Annotated in this window: 19 protein-coding genes and 1 other RNA gene; 9 read left to right on the top strand and 11 right to left on the bottom strand. The window is 67.4% G+C overall.

Annotated elements, in window-relative coordinates:
• Window positions 1-11 precede the first annotated feature (11 nt).
• From ACCQ10_RS01845 to glpK, 6 genes are all read left to right on the top strand, one after another.
• Entirely contained in the window at window positions 12-815 is an 804-nt protein-coding gene (locus tag ACCQ10_RS01845) for a GntR family transcriptional regulator (RefSeq protein WP_372362018.1), read from the top strand.
• The gene (locus ACCQ10_RS01840) at window positions 808-1,791 is read left to right on the top strand and encodes a PDR/VanB family oxidoreductase (RefSeq protein ID WP_372362017.1); all 984 of its coding nucleotides are present in this window, start codon (window positions 808-810) and stop codon (window positions 1,789-1,791) included. The genes ACCQ10_RS01845 and ACCQ10_RS01840 overlap by 8 nt, the downstream gene beginning before the upstream one ends.
• Before the next feature lie 154 nt (window positions 1,792-1,945).
• Entirely contained in the window at window positions 1,946-2,773 is an 828-nt protein-coding gene (locus tag ACCQ10_RS01835) for a DeoR/GlpR family DNA-binding transcription regulator (RefSeq protein ID WP_372362016.1), read from the top strand.
• Between the two features lie 223 nt (window positions 2,774-2,996).
• Window positions 2,997-4,511, top strand: a complete 1,515-nt coding sequence (glpD, locus tag ACCQ10_RS01830) for a glycerol-3-phosphate dehydrogenase (RefSeq protein ID WP_372362015.1) — start codon at window positions 2,997-2,999, stop codon at window positions 4,509-4,511.
• A 176-nt stretch (window positions 4,512-4,687) separates the two neighbouring features.
• On the top strand, window positions 4,688-5,509 hold the full coding sequence (locus ACCQ10_RS01825; protein WP_372362014.1) for an MIP/aquaporin family protein: 822 nt from the start codon (window positions 4,688-4,690) through the stop codon (window positions 5,507-5,509).
• Between the two features lie 132 nt (window positions 5,510-5,641).
• On the top strand, window positions 5,642-7,141 hold the full coding sequence (glpK, locus tag ACCQ10_RS01820) for a glycerol kinase GlpK (protein ID WP_104579363.1): 1,500 nt from the start codon (window positions 5,642-5,644) through the stop codon (window positions 7,139-7,141).
• A 116-nt stretch (window positions 7,142-7,257) separates the two neighbouring features.
• Here glpK and ACCQ10_RS01815 read toward each other — a convergent pair.
• The 3 genes from ACCQ10_RS01815 to pobA form a co-directional block, all read right to left on the bottom strand.
• A non-coding RNA gene (locus ACCQ10_RS01815) (sX9 sRNA) lies at window positions 7,258-7,333 on the bottom strand.
• A 60-nt stretch (window positions 7,334-7,393) separates the two neighbouring features.
• Window positions 7,394-7,909, bottom strand: coding sequence for a nuclear transport factor 2 family protein (locus ACCQ10_RS01810; RefSeq protein ID WP_039408763.1), 516 nt, complete (start codon window positions 7,907-7,909; stop codon window positions 7,394-7,396).
• 212 nt (window positions 7,910-8,121) lie between these two features.
• Entirely contained in the window at window positions 8,122-9,309 is a 1,188-nt protein-coding gene (pobA, locus tag ACCQ10_RS01805) for a 4-hydroxybenzoate 3-monooxygenase (RefSeq protein ID WP_372362013.1), read from the bottom strand.
• Window positions 9,310-9,405: 96 nt separating this feature from the next.
• On the opposite strand from pobA, the gene ACCQ10_RS01800 reads away from it, so the two are divergent.
• Window positions 9,406-10,302: a helix-turn-helix domain-containing protein gene (locus tag ACCQ10_RS01800; protein WP_372362012.1), complete on the top strand. Its 897-nt coding sequence runs from the start codon at window positions 9,406-9,408 to the stop codon at window positions 10,300-10,302.
• A gap of 159 nt (window positions 10,303-10,461) precedes the next feature.
• Here the strand turns inward: ACCQ10_RS01800 and ACCQ10_RS01795 are convergent, their stop codons facing one another.
• The 5 genes from ACCQ10_RS01795 to ACCQ10_RS01775 form a co-directional block, all read right to left on the bottom strand.
• Entirely contained in the window at window positions 10,462-11,943 is a 1,482-nt protein-coding gene (locus tag ACCQ10_RS01795; protein WP_372362011.1) for a benzaldehyde dehydrogenase, read from the bottom strand.
• Window positions 11,944-11,977: 34 nt separating this feature from the next.
• A complete protein-coding gene (locus tag ACCQ10_RS01790; RefSeq protein ID WP_372362010.1) occupies window positions 11,978-12,745 on the bottom strand; it encodes a coniferyl-alcohol dehydrogenase in 768 nt (255 codons plus the stop codon).
• A gap of 33 nt (window positions 12,746-12,778) precedes the next feature.
• Window positions 12,779-13,798: a SphA family protein gene (locus tag ACCQ10_RS01785; protein WP_372362009.1), complete on the bottom strand. Its 1,020-nt coding sequence runs from the start codon at window positions 13,796-13,798 to the stop codon at window positions 12,779-12,781.
• A 137-nt stretch (window positions 13,799-13,935) separates the two neighbouring features.
• Complete coding sequence (locus ACCQ10_RS01780; protein WP_039408776.1) at window positions 13,936-14,412, bottom strand: MarR family winged helix-turn-helix transcriptional regulator; 477 nt, start codon at window positions 14,410-14,412, stop codon at window positions 13,936-13,938.
• Window positions 14,413-14,907: 495 nt separating this feature from the next.
• On the bottom strand, window positions 14,908-16,149 hold the full coding sequence (locus tag ACCQ10_RS01775; protein WP_372362008.1) for a cyclic di-GMP phosphodiesterase: 1,242 nt from the start codon (window positions 16,147-16,149) through the stop codon (window positions 14,908-14,910).
• On the opposite strand from ACCQ10_RS01775, the gene ACCQ10_RS01770 reads away from it, so the two are divergent.
• Entirely contained in the window at window positions 16,148-16,285 is a 138-nt protein-coding gene (locus ACCQ10_RS01770) for a hypothetical protein (RefSeq protein ID WP_372362007.1), read from the top strand. The two genes, ACCQ10_RS01775 and ACCQ10_RS01770, sit on opposite strands and share 2 nt — an antisense overlap.
• 5 nt (window positions 16,286-16,290) lie before the next feature.
• Here ACCQ10_RS01770 and ACCQ10_RS01765 read toward each other — a convergent pair whose 3' ends face one another.
• A complete protein-coding gene (locus ACCQ10_RS01765) occupies window positions 16,291-17,601 on the bottom strand; it encodes an MFS transporter (protein WP_372362006.1) in 1,311 nt (436 codons plus the stop codon).
• Between the two features lie 776 nt (window positions 17,602-18,377).
• Between ACCQ10_RS01765 and ACCQ10_RS01760 the strand changes: the two genes are divergently transcribed.
• Entirely contained in the window at window positions 18,378-18,923 is a 546-nt protein-coding gene (locus ACCQ10_RS01760; RefSeq protein WP_039408784.1) for a gamma carbonic anhydrase family protein, read from the top strand.
• A 297-nt stretch (window positions 18,924-19,220) separates the two neighbouring features.
• Here ACCQ10_RS01760 and ACCQ10_RS01755 read toward each other — a convergent pair whose 3' ends face one another.
• Window positions 19,221-19,487 carry a YkgJ family cysteine cluster protein gene (locus tag ACCQ10_RS01755; protein ID WP_052077060.1) on the bottom strand — a complete coding sequence of 89 codons (267 nt, stop codon included), beginning with the start codon at window positions 19,485-19,487 and terminating at the stop codon, window positions 19,221-19,223.
• A 55-nt stretch (window positions 19,488-19,542) separates the two neighbouring features.
• Window positions 19,543-20,913, bottom strand: a complete 1,371-nt coding sequence (locus tag ACCQ10_RS01750) for a glycoside hydrolase family 5 protein (protein WP_372362005.1) — start codon at window positions 20,911-20,913, stop codon at window positions 19,543-19,545.
• Window positions 20,914-21,257 lie beyond the last annotated feature (344 nt).

Genomic DNA, 21,257 nt, shown 5'->3' with positions numbered 1-21,257 from the left:
AGGAGACCACCATGCCACCGACCACGCCCTTCCACAGCAGTGCCGCGCAGACCACGCGCGCGCTGCTGTCGCTGCGCGAACTGATACTCGACGGTACCCTGCCGGCGGGGACGCGGCTGTCCGAGCTGGCCGTGGTGCAACGGCTGGGCATGTCGCGTACTCCGGTGCGCGCGGCCTTGCAGCGCCTGTGCGAAGAAGGCCTGGCCAACGCCCTGCCGGGCGGCGGCTATGCGGTACAGGCCTTCAGCGAACGCGACGTGCACGACGCCATCGAGCTGCGCGGCACGCTCGAAGGCCTGGCCGCGCGGATCGCCGCCGAGCGCGGCGTGCCCGCGACGCAACTGGCCCAGGCGCGCACCTTGCTGGCGCAGATCGACGCCATCATCGGTGCGCCGCTGGAGACCGTCGACTTCAGCGCGTATGTGGAGGCCAATGCGCAGTTCCATGCGCTGTTGATCGCGATGGCAGGCAGCGACGTGCTCGAACGCGCCCTGACCCGCGTGGTGCAGCTGCCGTTCGCCTCGCCCAATGGGCTGGTCATGGCGCAGACCAGCGATGCCGATGCACGCCTCATCCTCACCCTGGCGCAGGACCAGCATCGCGAAGTGATTGCCGCCATCGAGCACCGCCAGGGCGGCCGCGCCGAGGCGCTCATGCGCGAGCACGCACGCCTGGCGCATCGCAATCTGCGCCACATCCTGCAAACCCCAGCCGCGGTCAGCCAGGTGCGCGGTGGCGCCCTGATCGGCCGTGCCCATGCCTCCAACGCCGGCACCGCCCGGCCTGGCCTTCTGCCCGGAGTACCCCATGCGTAAAGACACCCAGTGGCACCGCGCCCACGTCGTCAGCATTGCCGATGCCTGCGAGGGCGTGCGCGAAATCGTGCTCGACCCAGGCCCGGCCGCGCGCAGTTTCGAGGTGGGCAGTCATGTGGATTTCCGCGTGCATCTGCAGGGGCGCAACGATGTGCGCTCGTATTCGCTGGTGGGCGAGCCGCGCAAGGATGGGTACTACCGCATCGCGGTGCGGCAGATGCCCGACAGCCGCGGCGGCTCGCGCCACATGTGGACGCTGCAGCCCGGCGATGTGGTGGAGATGTCGCCCCCCAGCAACAACTTCGCGCTGGACGAGCAGGGCGAGGAGATCCTGTTGATCGCCGGCGGGATCGGCATCACGCCCATCCTGGGCATGGCGCAGCGGCTGGCGCAGCGGCACCAGGCGTTCCGCCTGCTTTACGTCGGCCGCTCGCGCCGCGCCATGGCGTATGTGGACGAGTTGGAAACACAGCTTGGTGAGCGCCTGCAACTGCACTGCGACGACAGCGCCGGTCCGCCCGATCTTGCCGCCGAGCTGGCGCGGCTGTCGCCCAATGCCGAGGTCTATGTGTGCGGGCCGCTGGGCATGCTGGAGGCGGTACGCCAGCACTGGCACGCCGCCGGCCGGCCACGCGCGCGGCTGCACTTCGAGACCTTCGGCAATAGCGGCCGGGTGCCGGCGCAGGCGTTCGTGGTCAAGCTGCCCGGGCTGGGACTGGAAGTGCCGGTGGCCGAAAACGAATCCATGCTCGATGCGCTGGCCGATGCCGGCGTGGAGCTCATTGCCGAATGCCGCCGCGGCGAATGCGGCCTGTGTGCGGTGGACGTGCTCGACAGCGCGGCCGACATCGACCACCGCGACGTGTTCTTCAGCGACGAACAACGCCGCGAAAACCGCAAGCTCTGCGCCTGCGTGTCGCGCGCGGTGGGCGGCAGCATCAGCATCGATACCGGCTACCGCGGCGAGCTGGGCTGAGCATGCCAGTTATCGTCACCCCGCTGGCATGCGGGCGCGTGTGGCGGTGGCATGCGCGCGTCCGTGCGGGACCAGACAGGCCCGCACGGCTGCATGACTGGCCGCGCCGCGCTGCGCACCGCCGCGCCGCCGTCGTGCTTGCATCCTCACGCGCATGCGCGATCATCTGCGCATGGAGTCGACTCACTACAGGACTGTCCCGGCGCCGGCCTTGAACCCGCGCCAGGAGCAATTGGTGGCATTGGTGCGGCAGCAGGGCTTTGCCGACGTCGAAGGGCTGGCAACGCGCTTTGACGTCACGCCGCAGACCATCCGCCGCGATCTGACCTTGCTGTGCGATGCCGGCGTGCTGCGCCGGTATCACGGTGGCGTCAGCATGCCTTCGAGCGTGGAGAACCTGGCCTACACCGCGCGCAAGGCGCTGCAGGCACGCGAAAAGCAGCACATCGCCGCGCAGGTGGCGCGCTTCATTCCCGACGATGCCTCGCTGTTCATCAACCTCGGCACCACCAACGAGGAAGTCGCGCGCGCGTTGCTGCAGCATCGCGGCCTGCGCGTGATCACCAACAACCTCAACGTGGCGGTGATGCTCAGCGCCAATTCCAGTTTCGAGGTGATCGTGGCCGGCGGCGTGGTGCGCGGACGCGACCAGGGCGTGACCGGCGAGGCCACGGTGGAGCTGATCCGCCAGTTCAAGGTGGATTTCGGGGTGATCGGCATTTCCGGCATCGACCTGGACGGCACCCTGCTGGATTTCGATTACCAGGAAGTACGCGTGGCCCAGGCCATCATCGAGCACTCGCGGCAGGTATTGCTGGCGGCCGACCACAGCAAGTTCGGCCGCAATGCGATGGTGCGGCTGGGCGCGATCGCCCAGGTGCACGACTGGTTCACCGACCGACCGCCGCCGCAGGAGTTGGCTTCAGTGCTGGCCGAAGCTGGCACCCGCGTGCATCTGGCGGATGCGCCAGAGCCCCGCTGAGCCGAATGTTCGTTTGTGTACATTCCTGAACTTCCGACCTGGGTGCAGGTCGCTGGCGATAGCTGCGAGTAATCGCAAACCTGGCTTTCGATAGTTGATCAACGGAGCCCCGTCGCCTGGCGTACCCTCTTGGCTCTTCACGCTCCCGCAAGGTGCGATGTTCGAATATGTTCGAACATGACAACTTGGGTTCGCTCAGTAGCGAATCCGGACGGAGGCACCGATGGGCGAGACGTACGATCTTCTGGTGGTAGGCGGTGGCATCAATGGGGTCGGCATTGCCCGTGATGCGGCCGGCCGCGGCCTGTCGGTGTGCCTGTGCGAGCAGGACGATCTGGCCGCGCATACCAGCAGCGCCAGCACCAAGCTCATCCACGGCGGCCTGCGCTATCTGGAACAGTACGAGTTCGCGCTGGTCGGCAAGGCGCTGGCCGAGCGCGAAGTGCTGCTGCGGCTGGCACCGCACATCATCTGGCCGCTGCGCTTCCTTTTGCCGCATCAGCCGCATCTGCGCCCGGCCTGGATGATCCGTGCCGGCCTGTTCCTGTACGACCACCTGGGCGGCAGCAAGCGCAGCCTGCCGCGCTCGCGCCGGCTCTCCTTGCGCACGCATCCGGTTGGCGCGCCGCTGCAGGAATCCTTGCGCACCGGCTTCGTGTATTCCGATGCCTGGGTGCAGGACGCACGGCTGGTGGTGCTCAATGCGATGGATGCCGCCAGGCGCGGCGCCAGGATCCATACCCGCACCCGCTGTGTCGGTGCCTGGCGCGATGCCGGCTTCTGGTACGCCGAACTCGAAGACCGCCAGGGCCGCCGCCGCACCGTGCAGGCGCGCGCGTTGGCCAATGCCGCCGGCCCGTGGGCGGTGTCGTTCCTGGACAAGGTCGCCGCGGTGCCGCACCAGCACGCGCTGCGTCTGGTCAAGGGCAGCCACATCGTGGTGCCCAAGTTGTTCGACCACGACCACGCGTACATCTTTCAGCAACCGGACCGGCGCATCGTGTTCGCCATTCCGTACGAACACGACTTCACCCTGATCGGCACCACCGATGTCGATTACGAGGCAGATCCGGCCGCGCCGAAGATCGATGCGGCCGAAGTGCAGTACCTGTGCGATGCGGTGAACCTGTACTTCCAGCAGCAGATCAGCCCCGCCGATGTGGTGTGGAACTACAGCGGCGTGCGCCCGCTGCTGGACGACGCCGAAGACAACGCCGCCGAAGTGACCCGCGACTATCAACTCGAAGTGGTCAACGACGGTGCGCCGTTGCTCAACGTGTTCGGCGGCAAGCTCACCACCTACCGCAAGCTCGCCGAAGAAGCGGTCGACCGGCTCACCCATGCGCTGGGCGCGCGCAAGCCGGCATGGACTGCACGCGGCGAAGCCTTGCCCGGCGGTGAGCAGCGCGACATCGCCAGCCTGCTGGAGCGGGTGCGCAACGCGCGGCCCTGGTTGCCGGCGGCCACCGCGCAGCGGCTGGTGCGCAACTACGGCACCTGTGCAGACCAGCTATTGGGCGATGCGCAGGACCTGGCCGGTCTGGGCACGCACTTCGGCGCGGACCTGTACCAGGCCGAGGTGGATTACCTGCAGCAGCACGAATGGGCACTGACCGCCGACGATATCCTGTGGCGGCGCAGCAAACTCGGCCTGCGCATCGATGCGGCCGGCCGCCAGCGGCTGGAAGACTATCTGCAGACGCACGCACTGCAGCAACGCGACGCCGCAACCGTCTGAACACACGCGTTGCCGGCGAGGACGGGTCGTCCGGCAACGTATCCTGGCGCATTGCCGGCATCACCCCGAGCCACGTGGAGGGCACCCCTGATGAGCACCACCCGATTCCCCGGCGCGCCAGCGCGCGTGTCGCAGCACCCTGCCCGCAGCCGTGACCAGCATCCGGGACTACCCGCATGAACCGTCAGCTCGTGGGTGAGTTGATCTCCGAAGCGGTGGCGATGTTCATCATCATCGCGCTGGGCGATTCGGTCGCGGCGATGTATGTGCTCTACGACCCCAGCCCGTATCAGAACGCCTATTGGGGCGTGTGCATCGCCTGGGGTTTGGCGGTCACGCTGGCCATCTATGTCACCGGTTCGGTGTCCGGCACCCATGCCAACCCGGCGGTGACCCTGGCGCTGGCGTTGTTCCGCGATTTCTCCTGGAAGAAGGTCGTGCCGTACTGGATCGCCCAGGTCATCGGTGCGTTCCTGGGTGCGGCCATCGTCTACCAGTTGTACGGGCCGGTGATCGACCATTACAACCAGGTGCAGCAACTCACCCGCGAAGCCGGCGGTGCCGCCGGGGTGTTCTTCACCGCACCCGGTCTGGCGGTCACGCCGATGCATGCGCTGGTCGACCAGATCATCATCACCGCGTTCCTGATCTTCGGCATCTTCGCCATTACCGAGCGCTTCAACGAAGCCGCGCCGGGCGCCAATTCCGGGGCGTTGATGATCGGCCTGCTGGTGGCAACGCTGGGCGCATCGATGGGCTATCTGGAAGCGTGGGCGATGAACCCGGCGCGCGATTTCGGCCCACGCCTGTTCGCATATTTCGCCGGATGGGGCGAGGCGGCGTTGCCGGCCAAGGACAATTACTGGTGGGTCCCCATCGTGGGGCCGCTCATCGGCGGGCCGATCGGCGCACTGGCGTATCAGTGGCTGATCCTGCCCTTCCTGCCGGCGCGCGTGCGCCATCTGCAGGGCGAGCCAACCCCGCACGACCCGCGCTGATCACGGCACGCCGGCCCTGCGGCCCCAACGACCCGCGTGCAGCGGCGGATTCACGCGCGGCTGCGCAGCTCGCCGGGCTGCACCAACCACTCTCGCCGTGCGCAACCGCCGGCATCGTTTGAGGAAACCCTGATGGAAAAGCAGTACGTCCTTGCGATCGATCAAGGCACCACCAGCTCGCGCGCGATGTTGTTCGATCGCCAGGGCAAGGTGGCCGGCGTGGCGCAGCGCGAGTTCGGCCAGATCTTCCCGCAGCCGGGCTGGGTGGAACACAACCCGCGCGAGATCATGACCAGCGTCTACACCACCATCACCGAGCTGCTCAACAACGCGCAGATCGACGCGCGCTCGATTGCCGGGATCGGCATCACCAACCAACGCGAGACCGCGGTGGTGTGGGATAAGGCCACCGGCCAGCCGATCTACAACGCCATCGTGTGGCAGTCGCGGCAGACCAAGGACATCTGCACCCAGCTCAAGGAGGCCGGGCACGAGCAGATGGTGCGCGACAAGACCGGCCTGCTGATCGATGCGTATTTTTCCGGCACCAAGGTCAAGTGGATCCTCGACCATGTCGAAGGTGCGCGCGAGCGCGCGCGCAACGGCGAGCTGGCGTTCGGCACCATCGACAGCTGGCTGATCTGGAACCTCACCGGCGGCAAGGTGCACGTCACCGACTACACCAACGCCTCGCGCACCATGATGTTCAACATCCACACGCTGGAATGGGACGCCGAGCTGCTGGCGATGCTCGACGTGCCGAAGGAAATGCTGCCGGAGGTGCGCTCGTCCAGCGAAGTCTACGGCATGACCCAGACCCAGTATTTCTACGGCGAACAGGTGCCCATCGCCGGCATTGCCGGCGACCAGCAGGCCGCGTTGTTCGGCCAGGCGTGTTTCGAGCCGGGCATGGCGAAGAACACCTATGGCACTGGTTGTTTCATGCTGATGAACACCGGCGACAAGGCGGTGGCGTCCAAGGCCGGCCTGTTGACCACCATCGCCTGGGGCGTCGACGGCAAGGTCGAATACGCATTGGAAGGGGCCATCTTCGTCGCCGGCTCGGTGGTGCAGTGGTTGCGTGACGGCCTGCGCATGCTGGGCAAGGCCAGCGACTCGCAGGCCTATGCCGAACGCGCCGGCGACAACGATGGCGTCTACATCGTGCCGGCGTTCGTGGGTTTGGGCGCGCCGTACTGGCGCAGCGACATTCGCGGTGCGGTGTTCGGCCTGACCCGTGGCACCAGCAAGGAACACTTCGTGCGTGCGGCGGTCGAATCGATGGCCTACCAGACCCGCGACGTGCTCACCGCGATGCAGAGCGACTCAGGCATCGAACTGAAGGAGCTGCGCGCCGACGGTGGCGCCATCGCCAACGACTTCATGGCGCAGTTCCAGAGCGACATCCTCAACGTGCCGGTGCTGCGGCCGGAAGTGGCCGAAACTACGGCACTGGGTGCGGCGTATCTGGCCGGGCTTGCGACCGGGTTCTGGAGCAGCCGCGAAGAGATCGCCAAGCAATGGGCGGTGGATCGTCGCTTCGAGCCGGCGATGGCCGAGGACAAGCGCGAACAGTTGTATGCCGGCTGGCAGCAGGCAGTGGAAGCGACGATGGGTTTCCGCATCAGCTGAGTGATTCGCCCGCGCAGACGTTGCCTGCGTTTACCCGACGCGCGGGTCATGCATGTCTGAAACGCAGATCGCCGGCCTGCAGCCTGCAGGCCGGCGATCAGGCACCGACTTAAAACTGCTAACAAAACGTAGCGAGCGGTCGTCAGGTAGTTGCGGACGGCGTGGGGGAACCGCAGTGTACGCGTGGTACATGAGATTCCGAGCACCGACCGTGCCCGTCTGGCGGCCGCGCAGCGGTTTTGCAAGCTGCCCTTACTGGCCGCCGGTATTGGCGCGGCCGGCGATGGTATCCGGGTCCCAATGCTCCTTGATCAGGCCCTTCTCGATCCGGAACATGTCGAACCAGGTGGTGGTGTAGGTCTTGCTCGGATCGCGCGGGTCCGGCAGCGTGCGCACCGACACCAGCGTCACCAGATCGCCATCGGCGGTGATGGCCACCAGCGGCAACTGTACCCGCTCCTGCACCGGGCTCTTGGGAACGAACGCGGTCAGGAACCTGATGAACGCATCGCGCCCGTTGGCCACATTCGGGTTGTGCTGGATGTAGTTCTTGTCCATGTAAAACGGGGCGTAATCCACCTGGCCGGCTTCGAACACGATGCGCCAGAAATCGTAGACCAGGCGCTTGTTGGCCGTTTCCAGCCAGTTGGAGCCGATCAGCATCTTCTGGTGGTTGGTGTTTTCGGTCACCGCGGTCTGCGCGAATGCCGCCATCGGCGCGACCAGCATGATCAGTAACAAAGCGCGGGAAAACAGGGTCTTTTTCATGGGGATCTCCTCGGGTGGAAGGGGCCTTGCGCGTGGGGGGGACTCGGCATACGGCTCACCATTGGGTTGACGCGAGCGTGCTCGGACAGCGACCGCCACGCGTCCAGGCCACCCTACCGAGCACGTCCGTTACCGCGCTAGCCACCCTAAAGTGCACCAGGACACTTCCGCAGTTGCTGGTAATCAAAGAATTACCTTCAGGGTTTGCGGTGTCAGGCGCTGACCGGATCGACCAGTGGCAGCCCGGCGTAGTTTTCTGCAATGGTCGTGCGCCCTGCCGCGCTGCCGAGCAGATAATCCAGCTCGGCAGCGCGGATGCGTGCGGTGAAGGCGTCTTCATCGTCGAAGGTATGCAGCAGCGTGGTCATCCACCAGGAAAAGCGCTCGGCCTTCCACACCCGCTGCAATGCCAGCGCCGAATACTGCTGCAACACACCGGCATCGCCGGAGGCCTTCCAGCGCGCGAACAGCTGCGCAAGCAGGCCGACATCGGCCAATGCCAGATTCAGTCCCTTGGCGCCGGTCGGCGGCACGATATGCGCCGCATCGCCGGCCAGGAACAGGCGGCCGTACTGCATCGGTTCGGCCACGAAACTGCGCAACGGCGCAATGCTCTTCTCGATCGACGGGCCGGTGACCAGGCGCGTGGCCAACGCGTCCGGCAGACGTGCGCGCAATGCATCCCAGAATGCCTGGTCGCTCCAGGCGTCCACGCGCGCGTCGGCCGGTACCTGCACGTAGTAGCGGCTGCGCGTGGGCGAGCGCATCGAACACAAGGCAAACCCCAGCCGATGCCGCGCATAGATCAGCTCATCGTGCACCGGCGGCGTGTCGGCCAGCACGCCCAGCCAGCCGAAGGGATACACGCGCTCGAACACGCGCAGGCGCTCGGCGGGAATGCTGGCGCGGCTGACGCCATGAAATCCATCGCAGCCGACGATGTAGTCGCAGTCCACCTGCAGGCGGGTACCGTGATGCATGAATTCCACGCGTGGTGCAGGGCTGTCCAGCGCGTGCAGGCTGACCTGGTCCGCGTTGTAGTGGGTGGGCGCACCGCTGCGCTGACGTGCCTGCATCAGATCGGCGGTGACCTCCGTCTGGCCATACACGGTGACCGCGCGACCGCAGCTGTGCAGCAGATCGATGCGTTCGCGCCGGCCGTCCAGCGTCAGCTCGAAGCCATGATGCGGCAAGCCTTCGCGTTGCATGCGCTGGCCCACGCCAGCGTATTGCAGCAGGTCCACGCTGCCCTGCTCCAGCACGCCGGCACGGATACGCCCCAGCACGTGGTCGGGCGTCTGCCGTTCGACGATGAGCGTATCGATACCGGCGCGCAGCAGCAGCTGGCCCAGCAACAGGCCGGACGGGCCGGCACCGATGATCGCAACCTGCGTCCGCATGGGGCGCTCCTGTTCTCAATGACCAGGCCGGCAGTGTCGGTAGCCAAACGCGGGCATTGAAGGGATGATTACGCGCAGTGCTTGGACTTTTCGACGATGCCCACACGCGCGCGCCAGACCGATGCATCCACTGCTGTGCCCGCGTTCGGCCTGTATGGCGAGCGGCACGCGCACGCGCCTGAACTGCTGCATTGGGAATCGATCGCCGCACGCAGCCGGCTGCATGACTGGCATATCAGCCCGCACCGTCACCAGGACCTGGCGCAGCTGCTCTACGTGCAACGCGGGCCCGCCACGTTGCAGCTGGATGGACGAACACAGCGCCTGCGTGGCGCCACCGTGGTGTGGCTGCCGCCGCTCTGCGTCCACGGCTTTGCGTTCGACCCGCGCGTGCGTGGCCACATCATCACCCTGTGCATGCCACTGGTGCGCAGCGCACTGGGCGCGGCACCGCTGCTGCAACCGGGCCTGGCGGCGCCGGCCGTACTGCAGGCAGCCCAGGCGCGGCGCCTGCTCGATGCCTTGTTCGCCAGCATCGCCGACGACCACGCGCATCAGCGCCCGGGGCACGAGGCGGCGCTACAGGCGGCAGCGGCCCACCTGGTCATCTGGACCGCACGTGCCGCGCTGCAGGGCCTGCACGCGGCAGCGGAAACCGCAGCGCAGGGCGACCCCGGCTTGCGCCATCTGCGCGCCTATCAGGTGTTGATCGACCAGCATTACCGCGCACATTGGCCGATCTCCCGCTACGCCGGTCAGCTGGGACTGACGCCGGGGCATCTCACGGCGTTGTGCCGCCGGTTGGCCAATGCCTCGGCGCTGGAGCTGCTGCAGCGCAGGGTCATGCTGGAAGCGCGCCGCAGCCTGCGCTACACCAGCCTGAGCGTGCAGCAGATTGCCGCAGCGCTTGGATTTTTCGACGCTGCCTACTTCAGCCGCTATTTCGCACGGCACGCGGGATGCTCGCCCACGCAATTCCGCGCGAGCGCGTAAGCGCGCAGCCACGCCACACGCGTACGTGCGCCGCAGCCGCGTTGGCCGCATTGGCCGCATTGGCCGCGTTGGCCGCGTTGGCCGCCATGGCGACAGCAAGCGGCCATGTCGCACCCCGGCTTGCATCGACACCGGGCACGCCGATGCCGACGCAGGCGATCAAAACGGGTACTGCGGCACCTCGTTCTTGATCGTCAGCCACTGCCAATGGGTGTACTGCTCCCAATCGGCAGGGCCACCGACGCTGGTGCCATTGCCGGAAGCGCCGGTACCGCCAAACGGGTTGATCACCTCATCCACCACGGTCTGGTCGTTGATATGCAGCAGGCCCGGATGCAGGCGCTCGCCCAGGGCCATCGCACGCGACACCGAGGCCGACATGATGCCGGCCGCCAACCCGTACTCGCCGTGGTTGGCCATCTGCGCAGCTTCTTCATCGGTATCGAACACGGTGATATTGATCACCGGCCCGAACACTTCCTCGTCGAACACGCGCATGCCGGGGCGCACGTTGGACAGCACGGTAGCCGCGTAGAACAGCCCTTCGTTGGTGGCGCCGGCTTCCACCACGGCGCCGGCAGCGACACTGTCGGTGACGATGTCGATCACCCGCTGCAACTGGCGCTGGTCGATGATGGGCCCGAGCGCCACGGTGCCGCTGACCGGGTCGCCCACCGGCAGGTGTCGCGCCTTTTCCGCCAGCCGCTGGGTCAGCGCCTGCGCCACGCTGCGCTGCACCAGCACCCGGCCGGTGGCCATGCAGATCTGGCCTTGGTGCAGGTAGGAACCGAACGCGATGGCCGAGGCGGCCCTGTCCAGGTCCGCATCGTCCAGCACGATCACCGCATTGTTACCGCCCAGCTCCAATGCGACCTTTTTCAGATGCCGTCCGGCGAGTTCGCCGATGCGGCGACCGGCGGCGGTGGAGCCGGTGAAGGCAATCATCGGAATCTCCGGCGATTCCACCAGCGCCTGGCCGATCTGCGCATCGCCGTGCAGCACGTGCAGCAGCCCCTTGGGCAGGCCGGCTTCTTCGAGGACCTGCGCGATGATCACCCCGCCGGTGTACGGCGTGCGCGGATCGGGCTTGAGGATCACCGCATTGCCCATCGCCAGTGCCGGCGCCACCGAACGCAGCGACAGGATCAGCGGGAAGTTGAACGGCGAGATCACCGCAATCACGCCCAGCGGCAGATGGCGCGCAAGACTGAGCTGGCCGGCGGCGGTCGGCAGCACCTGCCCCACCGCCTGCAACGGCAGGCCGGCCGCCTGTTGGTAGAACACCACCGCCTCATCCACCTCGCGCTGCGCCTTGGGCAGGATGCCGCCGGTTTCGCGTGCGATCAGCAGTGCCGCTTCCGCGCTGCGCGCCTGCATCACCTGGGCGGCGCGATGGAAGATCGCCGCACGCTCGCGCGGCGGGGTCGCCGCCCATGCGCGCTGCGCCTGCTTGGCTTGCGCCACGGCGGCCTCGACGTCGGCCAGGTCGGCCTTGCTCACCTCGTGCAGCAGGCCGCCGGTGGCCGGCTCATAGATCGGCAGGGCGCCGCCGTTGCCGGGCACCCACTCGCCGTTGAAGATGCAGCCGTGCCACGCGGGGGTGTCGTTTGCAGCGACCGCTGCGCTGGGAAGAGCATTCATGGTCTAGCCTCCTGCTGAAAACAGTGGGGGGGATTTACAGGGTGGTGGATGCCAGGCCGCCATCGACCGGCAGGGTGATGCCGTTGATCCAGCGCGCGGCATCGGATGCAAGGAACACGATGGCGTCGGCCACTTCGTCGGCATACGCCGGGCGCGTCATGCGCTTGGCATCTTCCTTGACGCGTTCCTCGCCCAGCATCGCAGCGAAATCGCCCAGGATCGGCGTGAACACTGGCCCCGGCGAGACGTTGTTGACGCGAATGCCGCGCTCGGCGAACCACGGCCGCGATTGCAGCAAGGTCCACACGATCAAGGCTTCCTTGAAGTATTGGTAGCAGGTGTCGTGCGCCACCGGGTGCGCAGCCAGCCAGGCGCTGCCGGCCTCGAAACTGTCGGTGGCGGCCAGCTGCTTGTGCAGGTCCAGCCGCTGCGGCCAGTCTGCGCCCAGGATCGAGGCGACGTTGATGATGGCGCCGCCGGACACGATGCGCGGCAACAGCGCCTGGCTCAGATGGCGCAGGCCCAGGTAGTTGACGCGCGCCACCGCATCCAGTGGCGCGGTGCCCGGCACGCCGGCCACATTGGCCAGCGCATCGATGCGCTCCGGCAAGGCGCTGACCAGCGCGTCGATGGACTCAGGGTCGCCCAGGTCGGCCTGATGAAAGCCGTGCAGGGTCATCTGCACCGGCGTGCGATCCACCCCGATCACCGTGGCGCCATGAAACCGCGCCAGCCGTGCGACCTCTGCGCCGATGCCAGACGCCACACCGGTCACCACGATCGTCTTGTTCTGCAAATTCATTGCCACCCTCCGTAGGAGCCAGCCGTGCCGGCGCTAGAACACATGGACGTACTGCAGGTTGACGTTGTTGCCGGAGGCCGCGTTCCTGACCTCCACCGGCAGGTAAAGATTGGCAAACAGCATGTTGCTGGCATCCAGCCGCCACGCGCCGCCCGGGCCGGCGTAGAGGATGCGTTGCCGGCTGTCGGGCACGCGCTGGCCGTTGGTACGGTTGTCGCGGAACTGGGTCAGGTAATAGGCGTTGACGCCCAGCCGCACATCCGGCGCCACTTCCCAGGACGTGGCGAAGTTGATCCAGCCCGCATCGCCGGCCTGCCCGTTACGGAAGTCGAATCCGTCGGGCAGATTCGGTCGGCGCTCGCTGCGGAAGTTGTAGACGTAGTTGAGGCGCGCGCTGATTTCCCAGTTGGGCGTGGGCAGCACGGTGAAGGCGTAGTTCGGCACCAGCGACCAATACCCGGCGCCCTGATTCAGATCGCGGTCGCGGTCGAACTTGCCGACCGGTGCCACCGCATCGATCTCGAAACGCTGCGAAAACACCGGCCGCCCGTCGCGCATCACCGGCAGCATCTGCAGATACGGCCCGAAGGTCAGATCGCCCACGCCGGCGCCGTTGTCGCGCAGGGTGGCGATGCTGTTGCGGCCGAACGAGGCGTCCAGGTTGATCAGCGGTATCAGCGTGTTGATGCCGAGCGCGCCGCCAAAGAGCTTATACGGCGTGACATAGGCGATCTGGGTCAGCAGCAGGGTCGAGTCGATGCGTGGGTTGGCGAACACCGGCACATCGTCGCCCTGTGCGTCCTTGACCGCATCCAGCGAGGTCTGGCGCAGATAGGTGACCACCGCCCAGCCGGGCGTGGTGCGGGTGAAACCGTCCAGGAAGCTGGTGCCGCCGGTATTGAGGCCGTTGGTCAGCGCCGCGCTTTGCGGAACGCCCTGCGCCAGCGCCGCACCGCTGGCACACACCCCCACCGCGCCAAGTGCGGCGCAAAGCGTCCACGACACCCGTCGACCTGCGCCACGCACCACCGTTGTTCGAATCACTGCGGACATCTCCAGCGTTGGGAGGAAACAACAGGACGTGCCAGACGGCACGCGTCAGGCAGGCGGCAGCGCCGCGCTGTACACAGCACGTGCAAACAGGATGTGCGAAGTAGGACGCTGCCAGGCGCTGGCCTGCAGCGCGCGGCTTACGGGGAGTCGAGCCGGTCCAGGCGATCGAGCGCGCGCAGCAACGGCGCCTCGCTGGTGCCGAGCACGGCACTGAGCTGCCGCTCCATGCGCAGCACCTCGGCTTCGGCATCGGTCAGCAGGGTGACGCCGGCCGGCGTCAGCGACAGATGCTGCATGCGCCGGTCCTGACGCCCGCGCACCTGCCGCAACAGACGGCGCTTGACCAGGCGCGCCACCACGATGGCCAGGTTGGGCGGCGACACATGCAGCACATCGCCGATCTGCCGCTGGTTGATCCCGGGGTTGCCGTCCACCAGCATCAGCAGCGAAAAGTCGACCGGCTTCAGATCGAAGGCCGCCACGCAGTCCTGAAACATCCGCCGGACCAGCAGCTCGGTGCGGGTGATGCGGTAGCCCAGCAACCGCAACAGGCGCGCCTGGTCCACCGTGGTGACGGCATCGGGCAACGGTGCAACGGCGGCGGTAGCGGACATGACGGTTCTCGCGACAAAGGCAGCGGGCGGCACGGGACGCCCCAGGCGCCCGGTCCGCAACGCCGATCCCCGGCGTGCACCGCATTGTAGACGCGGCCGGCCGTACCGATGTGGACGTGCCGCCCGTCCTCGCTTGCGCTGTGCAGGTGTCTGCCTGCGCAGCGGCAGCGGCCGCCTTCCACACGCGTGCCCGGCTGCGCGGCAGCGGTGCTGCGGCACGCGGGGGACGGCGGTGATCCAGGCACGGAATGGACATGGGATCCGGTCGGCATGTGATTGCGTTCCGGAATAGTTATGGATCATAACTACATTGCCAAGCTGCACCGCAGCATGGTCGCGCCCGCTAGCTCGCGGACTGGATGAAGGCCAGCCGGTGCGCGAGGCGGTGCGACACGCTGCTGCCTGTAACGCTCCACGCAGGCGGCCGGTGCAGACTTGCGGCGCACATACACGCCGCAAGCCGCAGGCGTTGCACGGCCAGATGACGCGGCCCGCTTACGGCAGCCAGAGTTTCTCCAGATCGCGGAAGCCCCAGTCGCCCGGGCTTTCCATCTGCGCGATGCGGTCCTGGCAGTCGGGGCGCGACAGGTCGATGTCCTGCACCAGCACATGGCTGCGCAGCCTGGCCGAATAGAACACGCGGACCTTGGGCTTGAGCAGCGCGTCGGGCGTCTGTTCGATCACCACGGCCAGCTTCTGCGATTCCAGACGCACCAGCGAACCGACCGGATAGATCCCCAGCCGGCGCACGAAGGCCTGGAAGATCACCGGGTCGAAGTGGCCTTTCCATGACGCCATCTGCTTGAGCGATTCGGCCGGATCCCAGCCGCGCTTGTACGGGCGGTCGGAGCTGATGGCGTCGTAGACATCGCACACCGCGCCCATCCGCGACATCAGCGAGATCTCTTCGCCGGCCAGACGGTTCGGGTAGCCGCTGCCATCCATCTTTTCGTGATGGTGCAGCGCAATTTCCAGCACTACCGCGTTCTGCACGCCACCGGCCACCAGCAACCGATGCCCGTCCAGTGGATGCTGGCGCATGATGTCCATTTCGTCGTTGGTGAGCCGGCCGGGCTTGTTGAGAATGTCCAGCGGCGTCACCGCCTTGCCCATGTCATGCAGCAGGCCGCCCATCGCCGCTTCCACGACCTGCGGCTCGGGCAAACCGAGCTGACGCGCCAGCCCGCTCATCAGGCCGGCCACCGCCATCGAGTGCAGGTAGGTGTAATCGTCGGCGGTCTTGAGCCGCGCCACGCTGATCAGGGCCTGCGGATGACGCAGCACCGAATCGTTGATGGCCTCCACCAGCGGCATCGCCGCCTCGGTGTCGACGGTGCGCCCCAGCCGCACGTCGCGGAACATCGCCTCCACCGTGTCGCGGCCGTCTTCGAAGATCTTGCGTGCGCGCACCACTTCGGCCTCGATGCCGACCTGCGCGGTGACGCTGTTGGTACGCACACCGCGCGTGCTGGACGCCGGCTCCGGTGGCTCCGGCACGGGAGGCGGCGATGGCGTGTCAGTCGCCACGGGTGCGGGCGTGGATGCGCCGGTGTCCACGTCGAGCCCGCGCGCGGTGTCGATCACCAACTGCTCGATCCGGCTGCCATGGATCTTGTCCACGTCCTGCGAATCGACCAGGAACGACGTCTTCCAGAACGGATGATGCACCCACGCGCCCAGCAGCTTGCATACATACATGCCGGGACGGAGTTGGTCGGAGTCGATGGTTCTGAGCATGCCGGCGCTGGTCTGCACAAGAGTCACGGAAGAGGCCGCCGCGGGCTTGGCGACCTTCGTGGTTATCGGCAACCGGCTCGATTTCTTTGACCACCGGCCACCGCGTGCGACGCAGCGGCCAGCCGCGCTCGGCTGAGCGATTCAGCGATGCGGCAGGCGCATTGCCAGCACCGCGGCCGCGGCAAACAGCAGCGGCACCGCGCAGGCCACATACAGCAGGGCCGGCGACCACCCGGCGTCCAGCAACACGCCCGCGCAGAGCGGCGACAGGATCGCGCCGACACGCCCCACGCCGATCGCCCAGCCCATGCCGGTGGAGCGCACCGCCGCCGGGAAGACCACCGGCGCCACCGCATACAGCCCGCCCATCGCCGCGGTCATGGCGGCGCCGGTCAGCAACGCGGTGGCAAAGGCCCAGCGCAGCACCGTGCTGCTCAGCCCGAACGCGACCATGGCCGCCGCTACCAGCAGCAGGGCGCCGGCCGTCAGCCACGACAGCCGCGCGCGCAGCGCCAGCCAACCGAACAGACTGCCGCCGACAATGCCGCCCAGGTTCAACAACACCCCGCCGGTGACACCCTGGGCGGCCGACAGCCCGGCATTCACCAACAGCTTGGGAGTCCAGCTGAGCACGAAGTAGAACGAGAACATCAGCAGGAAAAAAGCCAATGCGATCAGCAGCGATTGCCGCCGTAGCGCCCCGACAAACAACGCCGCATAGCCATGCGTCTGCGCATCGGTCTGCACCGGCAGCGGCGGCAGCTGCGCATGCGGCGGCATTGCCATGCGCGCCAGCACGGCGTTGAAGCGCGCAAGCGCCCCGGGCGGGCGACGGGCGATCAGAAATTCCAGCGACTCCGGCAAAAACAGCAGCACCAGCGGCACGCACAGCAGCGACCCGAGCGCGCCCAGCCAGAACACCGCCGGCCACGACCACTGCTGCAGCAACAGCGCCGCAATCGCCCCTCCCAGCGTCGCGCCCACCGGGTAGCCGGTCGCCTGCAGCACGGTGGCGGTGCTGCGCCAGCGTGCAGTGGAGTATTCGGCCGCGGTCACCGCCACGCAGGCCAGCATGCCGCCAATGCCAAACCCGGTGAACACCCGCAATGCGCCCAGTTGCCAGGCATTGCCGGCCAGGGCGGACGCGCCCATGCCCAGCGTGAGAATGGCCAGGCAGATCAGGGTGAGCGCACGGCGCCCGATGCGGTCTGCCAGCGGCGCCAGCAGCAGCGAGCCCACCGCCATGCCGACCAGCCCGGCACTGAACAACGCCCCCAGCAGCTTGCCCGACAACTGCCAGTCGGCCGAGACATGCGGCGCGGTGAAGGCCATGGCCATCACGTCGAAGCCATCGAGCATGGTCAACAACACGCACACCGCCACCGCCCGCCACTGGAAGGGCGTCATGCGCTCCAGCACGAAGGGCGCAGCGTCTGGGGTGCGTTGGAGCATGGGCATGTCCTGTGCATGGAAGGGCCGGTACCGATCACGTGGGCACGGCCGCGGCATGGCATCGCCGTGGACGGGCACACTGCCGTGCGCGCGGGCGAGGCAATGCCTGGCGAACACGGCAGTGCGATGACTGCACGCACGCTAGGCCCATCGCACGCACTGTTCAAGCCGGGCCAGCGCACGGCTGTGCGCTAATCGGACGCGGCGGGCCGCCGCTTCGCTTGCCCAGCCACACGTTCGGTCGGTGAGCCGGGAGCGCCAATGGCATGCGCACCCATGCCGCACCCTGCATGCCGACATCGATGCCCCTGGCCGCAACGCCCTGGCTTGTCGCGTGGTGCGTCGATGCCGGCGGCAAAGGCGCGGCGATTCATGCGCGCCGTAGTGCGATGCGCAGGCGCATGCGACGGGATGGCTGCTGCAGGCAGTCCTCGGCCACCAGTCACCTGGTGACGTGCAACAGCACACGCGTCGTGCGATTCATCGCAGCACGGGCAACGTCGCCACGCACGTTCGATGTCGCGGTGCGATGACCAAGGCCGCCGGGCCTGTCGGTCAAGCGCGCGCCAAGTGCCGCCGGTCAATGTGTGCGACATCCAACATCCGTAGGCGCTTACTCTCACGGTCGCAGGCCGCGTTTGCCTGCACATCGCAACAGGCTGCTCATCCCCCATGCCCGCTGTCGCGTGGGTCATGCCTGCGGCAGCCAGCAGCGCCGCGCAGGTATCATGCTGCGGTGCTGCAGTCGGTGGCACACTGACCTGCCGGAGAGTGCCGTGACCCCGATTCGCCCATTTCTGGACCACACCCCTCAGCTGGGCGCGCGCGTCTACATCGACCCGGCCTGCACCATCATCGGCAAGGTGAGCCTGGGCGATGACGTGTCGGTGTGGCCGGGCACGGTGATCCGCGGCGACGTCAATCATGTGCAGATCGGCGCGCGCACCAACGTGCAGGACGGCACCATCATCCACGTCAGCCACCACAGCCCCTTCAACAAGGCCGGCTACCCGACCGTGATCGGCGAAGACGTCACCGTGGGCCACGGCACCATCCTGCATGCCTGCACCATCGAGGACCTGTGCCTGATCGGCATGGGCGCGTGCGTGCTCGATGGCGCCACCGTCAAGCGCTATGGCTTTGTCGGTGCCGGTGCGGTGGTCGGCCCGGGCAAGGTCGTCGGCGAGGCCGAGTTGTGGCTGGGCAATCCTGCGCGTCCGGCACGCACGCTCAGCGACAAGGAAATCGAAAGCCTGCATTACTCCGCCCAGCATTATGTGCGGCTCAAGGATCAGTATCTGGGCACGCCCGCCGCCCACTGAGCACGCCGCACCAGTCGTCAGACGCCATCGCACGCGTGGTGATGGCACGAACGCGTGAGCGCCCGAGCATTGCCGCAGCAGTTACCCACGCGCAAGGCGAGCGGGTGAATCGAGCGGCCGGCCGATGCCCGGGCTTCCGAGCGCATGCATCGCATCCGCGCACGGCACGATGGCCCACATGCGCGTAGACCAAGAGGCCGCGCTGGCCGAAGGATGCCTGTTGCCGGCCGAGGCCTGGACGCGATGCGCGGCGGCGCTGTGCGCGTGCCTAGCGCGCCTGTGCCTGCAGAACGCGGCTCAGGGCCGCGTGGCATGCTCGAGCGCGGTGAGGGTGGCCAATGCCTGGGCGCGCGAGCTCCCGCACATCTCCGCGGAAGGACGCAGGCTGCCACACACCAACGGCCGTGTCGGCAACCCGAACAGCCGGCATCGGCCCTGCCCGTCCAGCTGCACGCACGGAACGCCCGCCGGCTTGCCATGCGGCATGCCGGGGATCGCCGAACTGATCGACGGCGCAATACAGCACGCCGCGCAGCCGGCGCGGCACGGGATGTCCATGGGCATTGCTGCAGTGTAAACCGCCGCCCATGGTCCGGCGGCGGCCGGTCATCGTTGGCGGCTAGCGTGGCGGGACATAGCTGGACACGCGCACGCCAAAGAACGCCTGCACCGCGGCCAGGTTGCCCTTGGCCTGGATGTCCGCGCCCACGTCGCGGCTCATGCCGAGCACGTCGTCATCCGGCCAGCCGGGGCCGAAGCACCATTGCGTGCTGGGGATATTGTTCGCCTGCAGATGGGCCAGCATGCGCGTGGTAGCGACCTCCGCGCTGCGATTGCCGGCCGGGTAGCCGTGCTCGCCGAGGTAGCCGCGCTTGCCGGCATGCCGCAACGCATCGATGAAGGGCGTCACCATCTCGATGCCGGTGTCCGGCCGGATCACCTCGTCGCGCCCGCCAGGCCCGATCCAGTTGCCGCCGCCCGCCCCGTTGCTGTCCAGGTAGTTGTGCGCTTCGTAGACGATGCGCGCGTAGGGGTCGGGGATGTCGAACAGACTCATCGAATCCTCCTGCCAGAGCCGTGCGCTGGCATAGCCATTGCCGCACACGAACACGAAGTGGTCACGGTCGCGATCGACGATGGTCTTGCAGCACGCAGTGGCGGTCTTCTGCCAGTGTGCCGCCATCGACAACACACTGCCATCGGCATTGAGTTCCTTGCCCTGGTAAGGCTCGTTCATCACGCCCCAGCCGAATACGGCCGGATGCTGCCGAAACCGATTGACGATGCGTGCCCACAGGTCGGGCAAGCCGGCCTCGTTGTAGAGCGTGCAGCCCGGCGTGCCGATCACCCGGTACTCGTAGAGCTTGAGCAGCCCGTCGCGGCGATCGAAGTAACCCTGGTAGCCGAAACTGCGCAGCGGATAGGTGTCGGCCCAGAGCGCGGGGTCGACCAGATTGTCGATGCGGTTGCCGCGCGCATCGACGATGGCGCCGCTGGCATCGCGCCGGTAGCCCGACTTGGCCGCCACCCGCTGCGGCAAGCGCATGTAGTCGTGCAGCTCCACAATCGCGCGTTTGCCGCGCGCGGCGATGTTGTCGAGCGCTGCCTGGACCTGCGCGCAATAGGTTTCGTTCAACGGCAGGCCCTGCCCGCGCGTGAAGCGTGCCGCCGTGGTCGGCAACCGGAACAACGGGCAGGCCCCGGCCGCGGCCACGTGCTGTGCGGTGATGGCGCGGTAGTGGGTGCCGATCTCGGCATTGTCCACATAGCTGTTGGACGCCAGGCCGGACAGGTTCAGGCCGGCGAAGGGCAAGGTGGCGCTCTGCGCAGCGGCGCTGCCGCCCCACCCCACCGATGCCAGCACTGCGGCGCCGGTGACGCCTTGCAGAACACGGCGGCGGGTGATGCCACCGGCTGCTGCCAGCGTCTGGTCGGGAGGATGCGAGCACGCCGTGCTGGAGCGACGGCGGGGATGTGGATGGTCGGACATGGGCGCCTCCTGCGGTGCCGTGGTGGGATCCATGGCGGTGCTGCTCCCCCTGTGCGCACCGGCCTGGCGCCATGGTGCGGACGCGGCGCGGTCGCGTCTGCGACCCGGTTCGCAGGCTGTCACTGCATGAAACGGCGCATACGTTTACATCGCATTACATGACAGCCACGCACCGGCTGTGCCCGCGTTGCAGCCGGAGGCAGGCAGACACAACGCCCGCCCGCCAACGGTGCCGTGCATGCGAGCGCCGCTCGCGCGCGCAACCAAGCGCCTGCAATTCCTTGCGCCTGGACCTGTTACGCCCCCGCTTGGCGGTGACGGTTGCAGCAGCAACAGTCGCCGTG

Source organism: Xanthomonas sp. NCPPB 1325, assembly GCF_041477645.2.
Classification (GTDB): Bacteria; Pseudomonadota; Gammaproteobacteria; order Xanthomonadales; family Xanthomonadaceae; genus Xanthomonas; species Xanthomonas cannabis.
This window is presented reverse-complemented; position numbering and strand designations above follow the sequence as displayed.

Coding starts and splice junctions, on each gene's coding strand:
- ACCQ10_RS01845 (WP_372362018.1), top strand. CDS start 12: ATGCCACCGACCACGCCCTTCCACAGCAGTGCCGCGCAGACCACGCGC.
- ACCQ10_RS01840 (WP_372362017.1), top strand. CDS start 808: ATGCGTAAAGACACCCAGTGGCACCGCGCCCACGTCGTCAGCATTGCC.
- ACCQ10_RS01835 (WP_372362016.1), top strand. CDS start 1,946: ATGCGCGATCATCTGCGCATGGAGTCGACTCACTACAGGACTGTCCCG.
- glpD (WP_372362015.1), top strand. CDS start 2,997: ATGGGCGAGACGTACGATCTTCTGGTGGTAGGCGGTGGCATCAATGGG.
- ACCQ10_RS01825 (WP_372362014.1), top strand. CDS start 4,688: ATGAACCGTCAGCTCGTGGGTGAGTTGATCTCCGAAGCGGTGGCGATG.
- glpK (WP_104579363.1), top strand. CDS start 5,642: ATGGAAAAGCAGTACGTCCTTGCGATCGATCAAGGCACCACCAGCTCG.
- ACCQ10_RS01810 (WP_039408763.1), bottom strand. CDS start 7,909: ATGAAAAAGACCCTGTTTTCCCGCGCTTTGTTACTGATCATGCTGGTC.
- pobA (WP_372362013.1), bottom strand. CDS start 9,309: ATGCGGACGCAGGTTGCGATCATCGGTGCCGGCCCGTCCGGCCTGTTG.
- ACCQ10_RS01800 (WP_372362012.1), top strand. CDS start 9,406: ATGCCCACACGCGCGCGCCAGACCGATGCATCCACTGCTGTGCCCGCG.
- ACCQ10_RS01795 (WP_372362011.1), bottom strand. CDS start 11,943: ATGAATGCTCTTCCCAGCGCAGCGGTCGCTGCAAACGACACCCCCGCG.
- ACCQ10_RS01790 (WP_372362010.1), bottom strand. CDS start 12,745: ATGAATTTGCAGAACAAGACGATCGTGGTGACCGGTGTGGCGTCTGGC.
- ACCQ10_RS01785 (WP_372362009.1), bottom strand. CDS start 13,798: ATGTCCGCAGTGATTCGAACAACGGTGGTGCGTGGCGCAGGTCGACGG.
- ACCQ10_RS01780 (WP_039408776.1), bottom strand. CDS start 14,412: ATGTCCGCTACCGCCGCCGTTGCACCGTTGCCCGATGCCGTCACCACG.
- ACCQ10_RS01770 (WP_372362007.1), top strand. CDS start 16,148: ATGCCGGCGCTGGTCTGCACAAGAGTCACGGAAGAGGCCGCCGCGGGC.
- ACCQ10_RS01775 (WP_372362008.1), bottom strand. CDS start 16,149: ATGCTCAGAACCATCGACTCCGACCAACTCCGTCCCGGCATGTATGTA.
- ACCQ10_RS01765 (WP_372362006.1), bottom strand. CDS start 17,601: ATGCTCCAACGCACCCCAGACGCTGCGCCCTTCGTGCTGGAGCGCATG.
- ACCQ10_RS01755 (WP_052077060.1), bottom strand. CDS start 19,487: ATGCCCATGGACATCCCGTGCCGCGCCGGCTGCGCGGCGTGCTGTATT.
- ACCQ10_RS01750 (WP_372362005.1), bottom strand. CDS start 20,913: ATGTCCGACCATCCACATCCCCGCCGTCGCTCCAGCACGGCGTGCTCG.